Below are 17,307 nucleotides of genomic sequence, written 5' to 3'. Positions count from 1 at the left end.
CAAGTACGCACAGCGCTACTCGGACCGTGGCCGTATTCAGATCAACTTTCATTATAAAATATTAATCTAAATAGCTATTGTAGCATAGTATCGGAAGATTTAATTAAAAGATAATAATCTTCATTAATATGGGGTTGCGACAAGAGACACGGTTATCCAACGGGACCGTATGGGATACCACTCAAAGTGCCAGTATGAACTGTCCCTCTGGAGGTGTATCCAAGCTATGAGTTTACTTCAACGGCTATGGCCTGCAGCGGACGACGATGTCGGCTCTTTCGTTATCATTATTTCTGCGCTCGCTGCACTAAACGGGTTACTGTTCGGATTTGACACCGGCGTTGTCTCTGGAGCGTTGTTGTACATGTCCGAAACGTTCCCTCGGCTGGGGACAGATGCGTTCTTAACGGGGACAGTCGTCAGTGGTGCGATGGCAGGGGCAATTATCGGCGCGGCGTTCGGCGGTCGCCTTGCAGACCGACTCGGCCGACGCCGACTCATCCTCATCGGTGCCATCCTGTTTTTTGTTGGCTCGTTTATTATGGCAGTCGCACCTTCGGTTCGAATTCTCATCGTTGGTCGCATCCTTGATGGCGTCGGGATTGGCTTCGCCTCCGTTGTCGGGCCGCTTTATATCGCAGAGATTGCGCCGGCGAAGATCCGCGGCTCGCTCGTTACGCTCAATAATGTGGCCATCACAGGCGGAATCTTGCTCTCGTATATCACCAATCAGTACATTGCAAGCATGGCTATGGACGCTGGCCTTTCGTGGCGCGTGATGCTCGGATTAGGGATGATCCCTGCGATGGTCCTGTTTACCGGCATCATTTTCATGCCGGAGAGCCCGCGATGGCTTATCGAACAGGATCGGGAACAACAGGCTCGGTCCGTCCTGAGCCGAATTCGGAACGGAGCAAACATCGATGCCGAGATACAGGATATCCTAGAGATGTCACAGCGTGACGAGGGGAGCTTCCGCGATCTCCTTCGGCCGTGGCTTCGCCCAGTTTTGGTTGTCGGTCTCGGTCTCGCGATTCTACAGCAAATAACCGGCATCAACGCCGTTGTGTACTACGCCCCAACAATCCTGGATGCTGCCGGCTATAGCGACATTGCATCCCTTTTCGGAACAATCGGTATCGGTCTGATCAACGTGGCGCTCACAGTTGTCGCGGTTTTCCTGGTCGACCGAGTCGGCCGTCGACCGCTCTTGCTTGTCGGTCTCGTTGGGATGTTCGTCTCGCTGACTGTCCTCGCAGTAGCATACACCCTGTCCGGAATGGGGGAAATTCTCGGCCCCCTCACGATTGCGAGCCTGATGCTGTTCGTTGCCTTCCACGCGGTTAGCCTTGGATCTGTGGTCTGGTTGGTGATCTCCGAAATTTTCCCGCTCAACGTTCGCGGGGCCGCAATGGGCGTGACCACACTTGTACTCTGGTTCGCCAACTTCCTCGTCGCGCAATTTTTCCCGGCCCTGTTCGAAGTCGGCGAAACAGTCGCATTCGGGGTGTTTGCCGGCATTGCAGCAGTCGGGTTCGTTTTCGTGTACGTGTTCGTTCCCGAAACGAAAGGACGGACCTTAGAGGAAATCGAGGCTGATCTTCGCGAAGCTAGTGTCGGGAACCGTGAACCAGCGATTACTGACCACGTCGAACAGACAGATTACAGCGACTACCTCGACAAGTAACTCTTTCAGCTATATCGGTACCTGAGTGCTCAAGATCTTTCATACGGAGCACCCAATCGAATGCAGCGACTGACCTAATGTGTGACCAAGTACTTGATATTTTCGTAGATCTGAACGACGCTCTCCACTTTTAGCTGTTTTCTGCGTCGACTTGGCTGAAAAATTTTGAGAACAGAGGTATACGACATAGTTGCGCTTGATATATGTGCAGTGAATGATCTAACACAATATAGACGCACATGTTACCGAATTGTATAGATATAGAAGTATTTGAAACTATTATCACTACCAACAAAACATCTACCTGCTCTAGTTCCGTATTTTCGATCAATTGCTGTCAGAAATATCTCTAAATTACGATATCTAATGGGCAGCCACACACCTTTTACGCGAAGTTTTTCGCATAAATCCATCTAGTCGTAGCCTTTGTCAGCAGTGAAGCTGGCGAAGTCCTCCTCAGCGTGGGGCAGACGGACGGGCGATAGAACACGGCTGATCGAGAGGACGCGAGGCGGGGCTGGGATTTTGATTGCCAGCTCACCGTCGGCAGCAACCTTCGACGATTAGGATCGAGTCTTCACGGAGATCTTGGCTAGCAACATCACACCGGCACTCGAATAGGTCGAGCGGACTGCAGAGATACGTGCTCGCGAAGCGAAACTGGCTGGTCAGAACGAACGCCTCGAGGCGTTCCGCGAGGAGTACACCGATATGTCGATCCACGAGAAGGCGATGGAGAACATGTTCCCCGTATGTAGTCGGTTGAGCCACCGCAGCTCAGACATGTGTAGTTCAACATCATTGTACCCGGATTCCCGTTCCGTAGAGGCTAGCCGACCATGAACGGGTTTGATGCGAGTGTCACACCCGTCGACTGGCACGCTGTTTACAAGTGGTATAGGAGAATTCCCCGAGGCGATTCACCGTGCCGTTACGCTGAAGCCGTCGAGTGAATCGTGCGGTCGCCGGACAAAAGTGTGTTCGCCAATGATTTCAGCTGACCCGCAGACCTCTGGAGTCGTGACGCGGCGCCCATCGCGTGTCTTGGTATCAACTAACCGCCCTTCGAACCGTGTGCCGATGACGCTCTCGTAGACGTACGGTTCGTCGACAGCCAGGTCGCCGATGTCGTGTAACAACGTCATCTTGGCGCAAGTTCCCGTACCGCAGGGCGACCGGTCGATGGAGCCGTTGCCGAATACCACGATGTTACTGTCCACGCCAGCGTTCGACTGGTAGAACTCCGTGATTGCAACGGGCTCCTCCTCGCCACTGAATGGGTGAGTGATTTCGAGGTCCTTGTTCACCTGCTCTCTGATCCGGAGTCCAAGGTCGACGAACGCCTCGGTGTTGCTCGTGTCGACAGTCAATCCGACATCTTCGCTGTCGACCAGTGCAAAGAAGTTCCCGGCGTAGACCACGTCTATGGGAACCGTGAGAAGGCCATCGGGACACTCGACAGTAACCGTTGTGCGGTCGTACACGAATGACTCGACGTTCCGGAGCGTGACAGACGTGACGAATCCGTCCTCGACCGTCGGTTGCGTCTCTACCAGACCGGCTGGTGTCTCGACGGTGACAACCGGAGCGGGGTCGATGTCACCACGCTCAATGAGTGCGGTCACGAGGCCGATGGTTCCGTGTCCGCACATGTCCAGGTAGCCGCCGCTGTCCATGAAGAACGCCCCGATGTCCGCCTGATCGTCCGCTGGGTCGGCGAGAACGGCACCGAACATGTCATCGTGGCCGCGTGGTTCTTTCATCAACAGCTCCCTGACCCAATCAAGCGAGTCTGCGAATCGTTCGCGCTGGGCAGCGACGCTGCCGCCCGCGAACGCCGACCGGTCGATTCCGTCGGTGATGATGCGGGTTGGCTCGCCCTCTGTATGCGTGTCCACAGTATGGATTCGAATATCGTCGTCCATGCTCACAGTTTCTCGAGGGAGGCAATCTCGTCGTCGTTCCAGTCGTAGAACGGCTCGTCAATCTCTCGTAGCGTCTCGACGCAGTCGTTGTACCGATCTCTGGCTTCGTCGACGTACGGGTCCGCGGGATGGGTCTCGATCCACTCACGGAGGTCGGCCATCGCACGCGGCGAGTAGGTATCGATCGTTCCCTGCTTCCGGATGAGTTGCAGCTTCCGTTCCTCGTCGTGCATCGATTTCCAGATGGTGACGGTCGCGGACCCCCAGAGGAGGCCAACAATGGCGAGCATCACGACCCACGTGGTTGCTGAGAGCGCCACCGTCAGTCACCTCCCTGTGACGCAGCTACGCTGTCGTCACTGCTTTTCCCATCGGGCACGATACGCATGATCCAGATACTCACCGCGGTCAACACGAACATGAGCGCGATGCCGCCGATCATTAGCGTCTGGTTGTCGGTTCCGAGGCTGTTGACCGCCCCGTTGCCGATGATGAATACCAACACCACGGGAATGATGTACTTGACAACCCCATTCCACCATGACCCAACGTAGAGGTCGGCGTTCCGGTTCAGGTCAAGAACGCGAGCGCGCTCCGGACCGAGCTTCCAGCCGACGAGCCAGATGATACAGAGCGTTGCGAGCGGAAACCCGAAGTTCCCGAAGATGTAGTCCATCGCGCTGAGGAACGATGAATCGTACGCGCTCGGCAAGCCCAACAACCAGATAACTCCGACGACAGCCAGCACCGATTGGGTTCTGCTGAGTCGAGTCTCCTCGGTCACAGTCGTCACGCCGACCTCGGTGATTGCAATCCCAGACGAGAACGTCGCGAAGAAGAACCCGAGAAAGAACCCGATGGCCCACAGCGGGCCACCAGCCAGTTGGGGGAACACCTGTACGAGCGAGATGAACATGAGGTTCGCGCCGCCAGCGGGTTCGAGCCCGAACGCGAAGACCACCGGGAACACCGCGAAGATGGCCAGCAGGCCGATACTCGTGTTCCCGACGGCGGTGAAGACGCCACCGCCGAGGGCGACGTCATCGTGTTTGCGGAGGTAACTCCCATAGGTCAGGGCAATGCCCCAGCCGAGGCCAGTCGAGAAGAGCGCCTGGCCAAGCGCGGCGACCCACATGTCGCCACGGAGGAAGTAGTTCCATTCGGGGGTGAATGCGAACGCGAGTCCTTCCATCCCGCCAGGAAGCGTGAGGCCGCGCACCCCGATGGCGATGAGTGCGATAACGAGAAACGGCATTACATACTTCACGACCCTCTCGATGCCGCGTTTGATGCCGAACACCAGCACGCCCGCGATGGCAGCCATGGTGAGCGTGTGCGTTCCGATGGTCAGCAGCGGCGACCCGACGAAACTCTCCCAGAACGGCGTCGCCTCGAACCCGGACTCGAAGAACGTCAACAACAATGAGTGCCCACCATAATACATCGACCATCCGATGATGGTCGAGTAGTACGACATCACGGCGACGTTAACCAGCACGACGACGAGCGCGAAGCCCGCGTACCGCTTGTCTCCGAGTATCTGCTTGAACGAACCGATGACACCTTTGCCCGTGTACCGACCGAGCATCGTTTCGGCCATGAGGCCTGGAATGGCGATGAGGAACAGCAGCAGGGCGTACGCGATGAGAAACGTCCCGCCGCCGTTCTGGCCCGTCGTAAAGGGCATCCGCCAGATGTTGCCGGCGCCCACCATGGCACCGAGCATTGCCATGAGGAACCCGAATCGCGTCCCCCATTCCTCTCGTACCGTTCGCGCGTTACCGTTTGACATATTAATCCAGATAGACCTATCCGCTTTTTCGACCCTATAACGGACCCCGACCATAGGCGGGGTATCTGGTCGTAGTAACTCTTCACGACGTATAGCCCCTTTGGAGGATTCAGGAGTCGCCTACCTGACGTTCTGCGGTAAAGGAGACGTTCATTCGTCGTTCCAGGAGAAGGACCGTTCGAGGACGTGCGGTTCGTACCCTCCCTGGCGGTTGGCTTTCTCAAGGTACCGACGAAGGGCAGGCTGGAAGTCGGGATGGGCGCAGTTCTCAACCAGGGACGTCGCCCGCTCACGGGGCGACCGGCCCCGGAGGTCGGCGACACCGTGTTCGGTGATGATGACGTCGACATCGTGCTCAGTGTGGTCGACGTGGGGAACCATCGGGACGACCCGCGAAACGTCGCCAGCCGTCGAAGGAAGTGCGATAATTGAAAGCAACGCGTTCCGCGTGAAATCATCGCTCCCGCTGATTCCGTTTATCATCCGGCACCCATTCACGTGCGTTGAGTTCACGTGCCCATAGACATCCACTTCGAGTGCACTGTTGACTGCGACCACCCCGAACCGGTCGACAAGTACGGGATTGTTCGAAATCTCCGCCGAGTCGTACACTGCTGATACGTCGGTGGTCCTCTGCTCATGAGACTGAAACCGACGCAGAGTCAATAATAACGTTTCCCGACCATAGGAACCAAGACGAGCGCAGGCCCGAACTGGGCTGGCGAACCTGCTGTGCCGGACAGCGACCATGTGTGGGATAACGAGGACGAGCGACGCTTCCAGTGTACGAGCAGCGTGTCACAACTCCGCTGATCTCCAGGTGACTTCCGAAAGCAGACGGGCCTCCCTCGGACGGACGAAGAGCAGGCCACCCGTCGGCCTGGGATGACTGGCCGAGATATACTGCCGTTATTCCCGCGACTCTACCTTCTGCTCCATCAGCTCCTCGATGAACGCCACAGACACCTCACCCCGACCATGGTCGGCCGAACTCGTTTTATCGTTGCGATTCCCTTGTTGACGTATGCCTACGGAAGAGGAGGATGGTGCGCAGGGCGCGCTCCTCACACTCAAAATCTGGCACCCGGACGATTGGACACTTGAGGTGACTGAGGAAACGCCCGCAAACTTGCTTGGGCACACTGTGTACAACGCGGCTGACGGACGCGTCAAGGGTCATTTCACCGCCTATGGTGACTCTGCGGAGGATATCGACAAGATTGTCGAGGCAGCGTCTGATAGCCGGCTAACCCACTCGGTTGCCGAGATGCAACACCGATACGACTTCGGCCACCCACACAGATCACTGGGCAACGCGAGCCGCGAATTGCTTGTCGAGTACGACCCGGAGGATACAATCAGCGATGCGCTCGTCTCCCACGGGTTCATTCAGGAAGGTCCCGTCGAAATCCGAGATGGCTGGGAATACTGGGCCGTGTTCGTCGACACGGTCGACAGAGATTACCTCAGCCAGCAACTTGATACCGTCAGAGACTCGCATGACGCTGAAATCACCGTCACCAGTATATCTTCACGAGACAGTCCGACGGGAACAATCCGCGATAGAGTGGCACTCCTCTCGAAGCGCCAGCGCGAAATCTTCGAACTTGCCCACGAACACGGCTACTACTCCTGGCCGCGAGAGGTCACGACTCGCGAACTTGCCGATGAAGCTGGTATCTCGAAGACGACGTTACTCGAACACCTCAGGAAAGCCGAAGCGAAGCTACTCGAACCCGCAATTAACGAAACCAAGGAGTCACTCTAAGGGGCGCCGACCCCGTCTTCCCCGCCAAAGCTAGTTGTCCGAGCCGAGTGGGACGGTGGAGGTCCGAACCGCATTTGGCTTTCAGATCCAAGAGGTAGCACCCAGAAAAGGAGGGCCAGTAGCGTCCCTAGAGGCCTAGGGAGAGATAGCACGCTTCAGCTTTGCTAGCGGCTGCTCCAGTTTTGAGTTTTCAGAACGAGCCGAGACCACACTCATCAGCTGGAAACATCCTGATTTGGTCAAGGTGGCGCTAACCGCCGTCTCAATCACGACAACATCGGGAGGCTAGGCAGCCCTCTGCATCCGGTATCTCCTTACAGTTCAAACTCCGACGATGGCTCGGACGGCGAATATGACGTTCTCCTTGCGCTCGCGGATGCGTCGATAGAAGTACTGGAACCACTTGTCTCCATAGGGGACGTACTGGTTGACTTCGTACCCCTGCGAGGCTAACTCCCGCTGGGCGTCCTCGCGGACCCCCATGAGCATCTGGATTTCGAAGTCGGTACCGTACTCGTCGTGCAGTTCGACCGCGCGGTCGATCATCGTCGGGTCGTGGCTGCCGACGGCTATGCCACCATCGAACTCCCGAAACATGAACTCGAGGTAGTCTTCGTAGGCTTCGTTGACGTACTCTTTTTTCTGGTGGGCAACCGATGGTGGTTCGTCGTAGGCACCTTTCACGAGCCGGACTGCCGCCGGAAGATCCGCGAAGCGACGTATATCTTCACGCGTACGCTTGAGATTCGCCTGCAAGGCGACACCGACTTGGCCAGGGTACTCGCGCGCCATTGATCCGACGGCGTCGAGAGTCGTATCGGTCGTGGTGTGATCTTCGATGTCACACCAGACGAACACGTCCTCGGCAGCTGCTGCCTCGACAATGCGCGCGAAGTTCTCCTCGAACGGGGTCGGACCGATGTCGATGCCGATCTGTGAAGGTTTGACCGAGATGGAGCCGTCGAGGTCACGGGTCGCAAGCGTGGTGGCGAGGTCGATATACTGGTCGGCGTCCCCGTCTGCTGGGTCTCGCTCGTGATAGTGCTCGCCCAGCAGGTTGAGGATGCCGCCGATTCCCTCGGAATTCAGGTCAGCGACGTGGTCAAGCGCTTCCGAGTCTGTAGTTCCCGCGACAAACCGATTAGCAAGAGGGGGTATCATGTGTCTTTCTCTCTGGCCAATGACCCTAAACCGCCCCCCGACCAAATCATCCGAGACAATTAATATGAAATAAAGGGCCTTTCTCAGGTACACAGACGGCATGATGGTTCCACCACTCGGGTTCAGATATCACTATAGAGCGACTCTAAAGCCGTGTAAACGCGTTAGGATGTTGCCGTCCACTACGGTTGCTGCCCCCACCATGGGAGGGTGCGGTTATTAGCGTACCCTACGAGGAAACGTAAATATGAGTCAACAGGCAACGACACAGGCTAGCCGCCACTATATCGACGGTGAGTGGACTAACAGCGAAGATACTGAGACGTTCGAAAGTGAGAACCCCGCCACCGGCGAATCCCTCCGGACGTTCTACCGCGGCACCGAGGCTGACGTCGACGCCGCCCTTGAAGCCGCGGACTCGGTCCAAGCCGATTGTCGCTATCATCCTACTTCTCTCAGTCATTACGTTCTTCTCACCCTACTTCCGTCAGATCATAGATGGAATCTCACGGGTGGTCACAGATCGGTCCTAGCCGGAGTTTGCTTTAGCAGCGAGACGAATCCGTTTCCTGCCGTGCGTTCAGTAGTATTTCCGCCGGCTACTACCAGTCTTCACAGCATGGCTGTTGCATGAAAAGGTAACGAGACCAGTGTAGACGGCTCTCAAAACCGAGATGAAACTGAGTCAGCGAACCAAGAGATAACTTCTTGCTGCATAGTCAAGAGCCACAGCGTACAAACAAAGCCGCTTACGAAGCAGATTCTGTGATAATTGTGACCGGCCCGTCGAAATCAAGGATTAGCTTTTGTGCCTGGTCACCAAAGAGCATCTTTCCAGCTGGAGACCGTTTTTTTCCAGTAATAAAGACGTGATCGCTGTTCCACTCCTCGGCAATATCAAGAATATCGTCAGGTATCCTGCCAAGAATTCCAAGAGGTGTGTATGGTATCTCGTTACCAAGGTATTCAGCACCAATTTCGGCAGCTTCAGCTTCAGCTTCAGATTCTATTTCGTCGATACTGTCAACACGTTTTCCTGCTTCTGCTTTATTCCGAACCTCGTCCTGATAGTGATCCTGATCTACAATTCGACATAGTAGGACCTCCGTTTCAGTACCTGTCGCATACGTTCTTGCTGCATTGAGCAACTGTTCATCTGGGTCAGCACTATCTAACACGACTACTATCGTATCCATGCTACAGATTGTACGCTTCTGGGTACATAATTTATACGGTCATACTGAGATTGGCTTTTGATATCCTCGCCCGTGCCGAAGTACCAAGATTACCGATCGCCGGAGGGATATTACAGTTTCAGTACCTCGCAAAGCGTCGTCGGCTGACTGCTTCTGACGAGAGAGTTCACTGCTGAATCTCGCTTCCCCATGGGATGATCGGAACCACGTAGGCGCAGTTGTGCGCCTGCATCAGCGTGAGACACTTGCCGTCGTAGAATTCGCTATCGACGAGGCCGAGAAACTCCGCGAGGACACTGCTGGCGGTGTCGCTATCGGTGAGACGGCGCACCGTCAGCGTGTATCGCTTGTTTCGAACCCAAGCATACAGTGTCGCGTACGCGTGGAATGCAGTGGTTCCGTCCTTTGCTTCGTTGTAGTAGAGCCCATCCGTTTCCTCTTTGTCGCCGTAGTAAGGGCGTAGGTGGAGTTCCACGACGATCTCCACCTACTCGGGAAGCACATCAAGCTTGTATTGGCTGAGAAGCGTGTTTCCGACGGTTTTGACCGTCTCAAGGTCAAGTTTTGTTCGAAGGTGACGGAGGATGTTCGTGCCGGATGAGCTGTCTTCACTCCGGTCGCAAAGTGTGGAGATCAAGGTCCCGTCGGCGGTTGCACCGACGAGGACCTCGTAGATGTCTTCGGGGTCGATATCAGCATTCTCGCCGAGACTCACGCCGAATGCACCGGTGAGTACGTTGACGAGAAAGTTACGGAGCTGGTCCTCGTGGATTTCACCGTCTGCTTGCTACTGTTGTTTGGTCACGCTTCAGCAAGCAGACCTCTCAACTAACAGGCTTTGTGAGGGACCGAGTTTGCGGTTAGCAGAATGATCTCGTGGGGTACAACAGCCCTCACTACGGTCGAACAGGTGAACCATTGACTGTGCCAATCAGCTGTTATTCCTATAAACAGCTCAAACATCCCATATAGTCATATATTTCTATATTAGGTCAAAACACTCTATATTTTACTATATTCTAGTTTGTAACTATAGATTTCGATAAGAGAGGGGTTTTATATATCTATTATGTTCTAATTTGAGGATATAATACCTACTTTCTTTTTATATTTCCGAATATGATTGTATAGAATTGTTATATGAGGCATTTAATCTGAATCGATTCCTCGATAACCCTCGAAAGGAGAGTGACAGCGGGACGGTCCAATCGATACGGAGCTCGTATACTGATGTTGCACGTAATCAACCACATCGGCAGCAGCATGCTGGTAGAACCTCGAAGTAGGGTTTCCAAGTCAGAAACTCGTATGTGGTTTTAGTGCATGTCGGCCAATAGGTATCGGTAGCCGCCGGTCGGAGGCGGTCTCTGAAAAGCATCCGACACACCTGCTCACCATCGCCCTCGCCCGTTCCCCATTAGGGCTGGAGCCCACCGAGTGCCCTCTGACATGCCCTCCTCACGCGTTCCACTCCCCGTACTCCCCTCTTGTCGATTCACCAAGCTTCTAGATCCTACCGCGCTCTCGCTATGAGTTGTATTTAAACCAATATTGTGTATTACGTAGGTATTGAGACCTGGAAGAATTCCTGCGGCGTCAGCTTGTTGATAGACGGACTGCCTTTTCGCGGGCCCATAGAAAGCACTATTTTTCTTCAGATATTCTGAATTTTCTGGGTGGCTGGGTTAAAAAATCCTAGATTCGAATACTGTCTGGCAAATCTAACAGTTGGCAGTGGTTAGTCGTCAGACATGGCTTGGTTTCACGGTTTCAGAGATTGCTTGATGTTGTGAACTGCACACATGAGGACGAGTTCACGAAATTCACCGTACCAAGTTCGCGTACGCACGGCATGCGTCAAGGCCGTCTACCTTGATCGCGGATTCTTCAACAGCACTTGCCTCACACTGCTGTACGCGCACAACTACGCCTACGTCATGCCAATCGTCAAGTGGGGCAAGACGATTTAGGACAAACTCAACAGTGGCTGGAGCCGCGAGAACGAACACGATCTCGCAGGTGAGGTGACGTTCCCTGTGTTCACCGATTGCGTCTACCAGCAAGGACGATACGACGAACACAGGGTGGCGCGTCAGCGGCGTAGCCGTGACGCGCCGTTCATCGACACGCCACGAGATGCTCGAGAGCACTACAGCAAGCGCTTCGGCATCGAATCGAGCTACCGATTAGCCAAGCAGAGCCTCGCGTTCACCAGTTCTCAGGATGCTGGCCTGCGACTGGTGATGTTTGTAGTGAGCCTCCTGCTCCAGAACACCTGGCGGTATCTCCACTGGATGTACGTGGCGGCGGCCCGCTGCGGGGGCGCCGCCTCTGGAGATGGCCGTTTACGGAGTTCTGTGAGATGTTGCTGCGGGCAGTCTGGACAGCGCTTGGCATGCGCAGGTCTGTGCCAGCGAACCAATCACTTGACGACCGATTCTTCCGGTAGTTATCTCCCGAAAGGGACGGAAGTCGTGATGTGCAGCGCCGCCACGTCGGCAGCAGTCCGCCGCCGACAGCGACTCCTCACCGTCGTATTCACCTTTCCTGTCATTTCGAGAACTGACCACGCATCGAAAACGCAGATTCAAGCTCTACTGAAGTAGTTAGAGAGGTCTCGAAGTGATCGACTGAAACTCCTCTCGGGGCTAGACGGTGAGTTCGACCTTGTGTTCGTTGACGCGAAGAAGGACGAGTGGGAGGCGTACCTCGAAAGCGTGGTGCCGTTGCTGCGACCGGGCGGGGTGCTCGTCGTCGACAATCTTCTGTGGGGTGTTCAGGTACCATTGGCTGCAGTTAACGAGGAATCACCCGATAAGGAGGTCGCTTCGCTGTTGGCATTCAACGAACGGTTCGTGAACCGCCCGCAGTTGCAGTCGGTCATATTGCCGTTCGCTGACGGAACCGGATTCGCCGTGAAGGCCGAGTGAGCAACGGCGATTGACGGTCGCTGCGAACTCGGGTTGGCCGAGCATGAGGACGCCGAGACTGAGCGTGTCTCCTTCGACTACACTTCCTGAAGCACCATTTCACGGCGTGAAGGTTCGTTAACTGGCGAAATACTATCGTGATTTAGTCAAACCTAAAAACGCATGCAGCGACGAAAGTATCTGACCGCAGGCGCCAGCCTATTCGTGGGTAGCATCGCCGGCTGTACCTCCGGGTCTGAGGGTACGCAATCGACAGAAAACGCGGGCACGACCGACGAGAGCGAGCCGGAGTCGACGACATCCAGGGAATCGGGGTCTGACACGACCGACGATTCAGAATCGGAGTCGTACAGCGTCACAGTCCAGCCTTACGGCAGCCACACCTTCGAAGAGGTGCCGGAGACGTACCTCACGCAGAACTGGATCGACTTCGGCATGGCGTTCAATATCCCACCGAAGGCGACTGGTGGGTTCATCTCTCCAAACACGAAATTCTACGACCTCCTCCCGGGCCTCAACTGGAACCCTGACGAGATCACGCAGGTTGAGGGACGCAGCAACTACTCCAAGGAGACGTTCTATCAGGTCGACCCGGACGTTATCCTCGTGGACCCTCGTCACATGAAGTACTGGGCGGACTGGGACGACCAAGACATCGAGGAAATCGCGAACAACGTCGCCCCGTTCCTTGGCTCGCAACTTCACACGCCGATCATGGGCGAGGAGCCGTACTACGAAATGTACGAGGCTTTCGAGAAGGTTGCCCAGATCTTCCAGCGACAGGAGCAGTTCGCGGCGTGGGAGCAGTTCCACGACGAGGTCCTCGAGGAGGTGCAGTCGCGTCTCCCGCCGGAAGACGAGCGGCCAACCGCGACGCTGCTAATCAACGGCATCCAGCCCGACAGCGGAAACTTCACGCCCGCCAATATCAACGGGAAGCGCAAAGACACGCACACACTCCGGCAGCTCGGCGTGAAGGACGCGTTCGCGAATATGGAGGTCGGCGGCCAGGTCGGCTACGAGGCGCTCCTCGAGGTCGATCCGGACTTCATCGTCGAACCATCGCTCTCGCGCGGGACCTACGACCGGCTGCAGAACCAGATCCTGGGCGGCTTCAAGAACAACAACAAGGGCAGCCAGCTCACCGCGGTGCAGAACGAGAACGTCGTCCGCGTCGCGGGTACGTTCATGGGGCCGATCATCGAGCTGTTCTCGCTGGAAGCCGGCGCCAAGCAGATCTACCCAGACGAGTTCGGTGAGTGGCCTGGCCCCGTGGGAGAGCTATCGGAGGATGAGAAGCTGTTCGACCGGGACCGGCTCACGGACATCATCCTCGGCAACGTCTAAGCCCATGTCCGAATTATCAGTCAGGAATCAAATCTCCGAACGGTTCACCTACGACTGGATCTCCCCGTCGCTGATCACAGTGATCTTGGGCAGCATCGGGGTACTGAGCGTCGCCACGCTCGCCCAGGTGAGCTTTGGCACCTACCAGCTCACGCTCGCAGAAGCGTGGCGCACTGTCCTGGACCCGAACGTCCTGTTCAGCGTTCGCGCGTGGGAGACGTTCCTCCTAGGGCGGTCACTGCCCAAGGAGTTCAGCCGGCAGACGCTCGTCGTCTGGAACATCCGGCTGCCGCGCATCCTGGTCGGCGTCCTCGTGGGTGCTAACCTCGCCGTTTCGGGGGCGATATTCCAGGCCATCACGCGGAACGAACTCGCGTCCCCCTACATCCTTGGTATCAGCCAGGGTGCGGGGCTCGTCATCATCGTCGTCCTAATGTTCTTCCCGGCAATGGCTTCGGTCCTCCCAATCCTAGCGTCGGCCGGCGGTGCGGTGGCGTTCGTCCTCGTGTACGCGATTGCGTGGAAGGACGGCGCCAGCCCGGTTCGACTGGTCCTTGCTGGCGTCATCGTCGGCACCGTGTTCGGCTCCATCCAGAGCGGCCTGTTCTTCTTCATCGACGACCTCGCGACGGTCATGTCCGCCCGCACGTGGATGGCGGGGTCGCTCATCGGGAAGGACTGGGAACAGGTCCGGCTGGCACTCCCGTTCACGGCGCTCGCGCTCGGCCTAGCACTGCTCATCTCGCGCCAGCTGAACGTCCTCTTGTTGGGCGAGGACACCGCGAAGTCCCTGGGGATGTCCATCGAGAAAGTCCGGTTCGGCGCGTCCGCAATCGGGATCCTGTGTGCGTCCGCGGCGATCGCCGTCGCGGGCCTAGTCGGGTTCGTGGGCCTCATCGTCCCGCACATGGTCCGTAACCTCGTCGGCAGCGACTACAAGCCGCTGCTGATCGGCTGCGTCTTCGTCGGCCCAGCGCTACTCGTGGGCGCCGACGTCGGTGCGCGGCTGGCGTTGAACCCCACACAGCTGCCGGTCGGCGTCATCACTGGGCTGGTCGGTGGGCCGTACTTCCTCTACCTGATGCGGCAGAAGACGAACCTCGGTGAAATCTGATGACACAGAAAGTCAACACGACTACCGATTCGGGGCGCGCACAGGAGGGACGCAATAACGACTCGGACATCGTCGTCTCTGTGAGCGAGTTGTCGCTGGCGTATCCGTCGTCGGACGAAGTCATCGTCTCCTGTGACACGCTGCGGATTCCGAACGGCGAAGTGACCGCGCTCATTGGACCTAACGGGAGCGGGAAGAGCACCCTGCTGAAGGCTCTCTCGAACCACCTTCGCCCACGAGAGGGTACCGTCCACGTTGATGGGCGGACCGTCCGAGAGTACGACCAGAAGGAGTTCGCGCGTACGCTCGGCCGCCTCTCACAAGAGAACGAGTCACCTGGGGATCTCTCCGTCGAGGATCTGGTCTACCACGGTCGGTATCCGTACCGGGGGTTCTTCGATGGGATCTCCGACAAGGACGAAGCCGCCGTCGAGCGTGCGATTGACCTAGCAGGCGTCGAGCACCTCCGGGAGGATTCCGTCGGAGACCTCAGTGGCGGGCAGAAGCAACTTGCGTGGATGGCGATGGTCCTCGCCCAGGATACCGACATCCTGTTGCTGGACGAGCCGACGACGTTCCTCGATCTGAACCATCAGTTGCAGGTGATGGAGACAGTCCGTCGGCTGAACCAGGAGCGGGCGATCACCGTAATCGTCGTCCTACACGACATCGCGCAGGCGGCTCGCCACGCCGACCACCTCCTGGTCCTCGAGGACGGCGAGATCTTCGACCGGGGCCACCCCGAAGAGGTTGTCACCGAATCACTGCTCGCAGAGGTCTTCGAGGTGGACGCGGCGGTCCAATACGAGCCGGAGCTTCGAATCCACCCCCAACAGTCGCTAAGCGGCCCCGAATAGCCGTCTCAACGGTCGGCCTTTCCTGTTCTGCAGCCGGACCGTTTGTGTTCGGTACCGACGGTGCCGGAACCGAAACCATTTCGTGTTTTTAGGCAAACCTAAGAATTATGGGTGAGCCGAAATCGGACGAACGAGTCTACAGCATCGCTGCAAGCATGAACCTGCCAGCAGAGGAAACCGATCCGGTCCATCTCGACGGACCAATCTCGGCGTACTCCACCGCAATCGAAGACGTTGCCTTCCTCATCCGGTCACAGCACCGCATCCACATCCTCCAGTTGCTCTCTGAAGGCCCTCAAACCAGGGATGCCCTGCTGACTGCGACGGGAGCCTCCAGAGTGACGCTGAGCCGCATTCTCTCGGACCTGGAGGACCGCAACTGGATTGACCGCAGCTACGAGAACGGGGAGCTCTCGATAACAGACGTTGGCGCGGCCATCTACGAGGAGGTCGCCGAACTGATCGAGACAGTTCACGTCGGCAACGAGAAGTCGCACGTAACCGGGCAGTTACCTATCGGCTGGCGGGGACTCCAGCTCCGTCACCTCGTCGACAGTGAGGTCGTCGTCGACGACGCAGCCGACCCGATGGCCGCCTCGCGAGCCGTCGCAGACGCCATCGCTGAGAGTGGATCAGTGCGAGTGCTGGCGAGCACGGTGACACAGCTTTCGATGAAGAACGGGCTCGCGTCCCGTCGGAACGGGGTTCGGCCCGATGACCAGGTCGTGTTCGACGCGGACGCGACTGAGGTCTGTCTGGAAAACGACAGCGTCACCGAACAGTGGACGGCACTCGAATCCACGGCGGAAACACCGACGTTCTTCAGCTACGACCAGCCGTTCCCCTGCGAGGTGTATCTCGTGGACGACCGGACGGTGTTCCTGATGACTTGGGGGAAGACCGAGGGAGCGACGACGGTCATCAAGTCCGAGAACTCTCGGGTGGTCGAGTGGGCGCGAGTGACGTTCCAAAATCTCCGCTCGGAATCGATTGCACTGTTGGACTGCGAGCGCGCACCTTCGACGTGATTCTCTCCACAGCCCCCGACTATCCACTGTCGGGCGATTCCTCGTGCGGAAGGGTAAACGGCACTGCTTCGACTGGAGTCGTGGAGTAGACGCTCGGCGGTGCCAGGTCAGCGAGTCGATTCTCCGTGGTCGGACTGAACGCCTCCACTACCTCCATCGCTTGGGATTCAGAGGACTCGAGTCCCAGAATGTTCCGATAGAACCACAGGGTGACCGTAATGATTAAGATAACTTCTGGAAGTAAAGGGATTGTTCGTACCACCTGTTTGCAAAGCTGACGCGTTTCGTTATTTTCTCGAACGTATCCTGAACGAAGTTTTTGACTTCCGCTTCGTTCTCAACGATGATTGGTGCCATCGTCCATTTGAGATACTTGGCCGTGGTGAATCACCAGACGTAGCTTGATTTCACGGTTTCAGAGATTGCTTGATGTTGTGAACCGCACACATCAGGACTAGCTCACGAAATTCACCGTACCAGGTTCGCGCACGCACGGCGTCGC

At 56.8% G+C, this 17,307-nt stretch carries 13 protein-coding genes and 6 pseudogenes; 9 read left to right on the top strand and 10 right to left on the bottom strand.

What is annotated here, in order from left to right:
- The first annotated feature begins 226 nt into the window (after positions 1 to 226).
- Entirely contained in the window at positions 227 to 1,687 is a 1,461-nt protein-coding gene (locus Harman_RS19835; protein ID WP_137685417.1) for a sugar porter family MFS transporter, read from the top strand.
- A gap of 920 nt (positions 1,688 to 2,607) precedes the next feature.
- On the opposite strand, the gene Harman_RS19830 is transcribed toward Harman_RS19835, so the two are convergent.
- The 4 genes from Harman_RS19830 to Harman_RS19815 form a co-directional block, all read right to left on the bottom strand.
- Positions 2,608 to 3,612: a proline racemase family protein gene (locus Harman_RS19830; RefSeq protein WP_137685416.1), complete on the bottom strand. Its 1,005-nt coding sequence runs from the start codon at positions 3,610 to 3,612 to the stop codon at positions 2,608 to 2,610.
- Positions 3,613 to 3,614: 2 nt separating this feature from the next.
- Positions 3,615 to 3,932, bottom strand: coding sequence for a hypothetical protein (locus tag Harman_RS19825; protein WP_137685415.1), 318 nt, complete (start codon positions 3,930 to 3,932; stop codon positions 3,615 to 3,617).
- 2 nt (positions 3,933 to 3,934) lie between these two features.
- Positions 3,935 to 5,404, bottom strand: a complete 1,470-nt coding sequence (locus Harman_RS19820) for a sodium-dependent transporter (RefSeq protein ID WP_137685414.1) — start codon at positions 5,402 to 5,404, stop codon at positions 3,935 to 3,937.
- A gap of 150 nt (positions 5,405 to 5,554) precedes the next feature.
- Positions 5,555 to 6,154, bottom strand: a complete 600-nt coding sequence (locus Harman_RS19815; RefSeq protein WP_137685413.1) for an acetyl-CoA hydrolase/transferase C-terminal domain-containing protein — start codon at positions 6,152 to 6,154, stop codon at positions 5,555 to 5,557.
- A gap of 274 nt (positions 6,155 to 6,428) precedes the next feature.
- Between Harman_RS19815 and Harman_RS19810 the strand changes: the two genes are divergently transcribed.
- Positions 6,429 to 7,172: a helix-turn-helix domain-containing protein gene (locus Harman_RS19810; protein ID WP_137685412.1), complete on the top strand. Its 744-nt coding sequence runs from the start codon at positions 6,429 to 6,431 to the stop codon at positions 7,170 to 7,172.
- 321 nt (positions 7,173 to 7,493) lie between these two features.
- Here the strand turns inward: Harman_RS19810 and Harman_RS19805 are convergent, their stop codons facing one another.
- Positions 7,494 to 8,333: a proline dehydrogenase family protein gene (locus Harman_RS19805; protein WP_137685411.1), complete on the bottom strand. Its 840-nt coding sequence runs from the start codon at positions 8,331 to 8,333 to the stop codon at positions 7,494 to 7,496.
- Positions 8,334 to 8,580: 247 nt separating this feature from the next.
- Between Harman_RS19805 and Harman_RS22185 the strand changes: the two are divergent.
- Positions 8,581 to 8,772 (top strand): annotated as a pseudogene (locus tag Harman_RS22185) (aldehyde dehydrogenase family protein); the annotation flags it as partial.
- Positions 8,773 to 9,082: 310 nt separating this feature from the next.
- Here the strand turns inward: Harman_RS22185 and Harman_RS19795 are convergent.
- From Harman_RS19795 to Harman_RS19785, 3 genes and pseudogenes are all read right to left on the bottom strand, one after another.
- On the bottom strand, positions 9,083 to 9,529 hold the full coding sequence (locus Harman_RS19795; protein ID WP_137685409.1) for a universal stress protein: 447 nt from the start codon (positions 9,527 to 9,529) through the stop codon (positions 9,083 to 9,085).
- 169 nt (positions 9,530 to 9,698) lie between these two features.
- Positions 9,699 to 10,301 (bottom strand): annotated as a pseudogene (locus Harman_RS19790) (ISH3 family transposase); the annotation flags it as partial.
- Positions 10,302 to 11,291: 990 nt separating this feature from the next.
- Positions 11,292 to 11,390: pseudogene (locus tag Harman_RS19785) on the bottom strand (IS5/IS1182 family transposase); the annotation flags it as partial.
- On the opposite strand from Harman_RS19785, the pseudogene Harman_RS19780 reads away from it, so the two are divergent.
- The 6 genes and pseudogenes from Harman_RS19780 to Harman_RS19755 form a co-directional block, all read left to right on the top strand.
- A pseudogene (locus tag Harman_RS19780) lies at positions 11,386 to 11,978 on the top strand (ISH3 family transposase); the annotation flags it as partial. The pseudogenes Harman_RS19785 and Harman_RS19780 overlap by 5 nt on opposite strands.
- A gap of 181 nt (positions 11,979 to 12,159) precedes the next feature.
- Positions 12,160 to 12,459, top strand: a complete 300-nt coding sequence (locus Harman_RS19775; RefSeq protein ID WP_137685408.1) for an O-methyltransferase — start codon at positions 12,160 to 12,162, stop codon at positions 12,457 to 12,459.
- Between the two features lie 162 nt (positions 12,460 to 12,621).
- Positions 12,622 to 13,806 (top strand): ABC transporter substrate-binding protein, encoded by a 1,185-nt coding sequence (locus tag Harman_RS19770; RefSeq protein ID WP_137685407.1) that lies wholly within the window; start codon positions 12,622 to 12,624, stop codon positions 13,804 to 13,806.
- 4 nt (positions 13,807 to 13,810) lie between these two features.
- Complete coding sequence (locus Harman_RS19765) at positions 13,811 to 14,920, top strand: FecCD family ABC transporter permease (RefSeq protein WP_137685406.1); 1,110 nt, start codon at positions 13,811 to 13,813, stop codon at positions 14,918 to 14,920.
- Positions 14,920 to 15,777: an ABC transporter ATP-binding protein gene (locus Harman_RS19760; protein ID WP_137685405.1), complete on the top strand. Its 858-nt coding sequence runs from the start codon at positions 14,920 to 14,922 to the stop codon at positions 15,775 to 15,777. Before Harman_RS19765 ends, Harman_RS19760 begins: the two co-directional genes overlap by 1 nt.
- Positions 15,778 to 15,884: 107 nt before the next feature.
- Positions 15,885 to 16,805, top strand: a complete 921-nt coding sequence (locus Harman_RS19755) for a helix-turn-helix transcriptional regulator (protein WP_137685404.1) — start codon at positions 15,885 to 15,887, stop codon at positions 16,803 to 16,805.
- Between the two features lie 222 nt (positions 16,806 to 17,027).
- On the opposite strand, the pseudogene Harman_RS19750 reads toward Harman_RS19755, so the two are convergent.
- A pseudogene (locus Harman_RS19750) lies at positions 17,028 to 17,177 on the bottom strand (IS630 family transposase); the annotation flags it as partial.
- A gap of 35 nt (positions 17,178 to 17,212) precedes the next feature.
- Positions 17,213 to 17,307: pseudogene (locus Harman_RS19745) on the bottom strand (IS5/IS1182 family transposase); the annotation flags it as partial.

The sequence above is a fragment of the Haloarcula mannanilytica genome (assembly GCF_005406125.1).
GTDB lineage: Archaea > Halobacteriota > Halobacteria > Halobacteriales > Haloarculaceae > Haloarcula > Haloarcula mannanilytica.
This window is presented reverse-complemented; position numbering and strand designations above follow the sequence as displayed.